General features: G+C 37.9%; 1 protein-coding gene. It reads right to left on the bottom strand.

The window, feature by feature from the left end; translation table 11 throughout:
- Positions 1-10: 10 nt before the first annotated feature.
- Positions 11-175, bottom strand: coding sequence for a hypothetical protein (locus V6255_RS19210; protein ID WP_341629504.1), 165 nt, complete (start codon positions 173-175; stop codon positions 11-13).
- Positions 176-206: the final 31 nt, after the last annotated feature.

The raw sequence follows: 206 nt of genomic DNA, 5'->3' as shown, positions 1-206 counted from the left end.
CACAATTCTTTTAATGCGTAGTGATCATTTTAGTAGGTGATGTTTCACCTTGCACTATCAAAGACGTTGGAAACTTTCGACGTAACTTGTCAGCGTCTAAGTTCATTTGCCAATAAGAAGCAAATAACACTAAAGTAGCGGCTTTGTCTTCTATACGCTGGGCAATATTATCCATTAATTCGTTATCGAACCGTTATTCTGTAGGG

The organism is Psychromonas arctica (assembly GCF_038155225.1).
GTDB lineage: Bacteria > Pseudomonadota > Gammaproteobacteria > Enterobacterales > Psychromonadaceae > Psychromonas > Psychromonas arctica_B.
Note: the sequence above shows the minus strand (reverse complement) of the source record. Positions and strands in the feature narration are given on the sequence as shown.

Bases quoted from the DNA above. Each gene is read 5' to 3' on its own strand.
- V6255_RS19210 (WP_341629504.1), bottom strand. From the start codon at position 175: ATGGATAATATTGCCCAGCGTATAGAAGACAAAGCCGCTACTTTAGTG.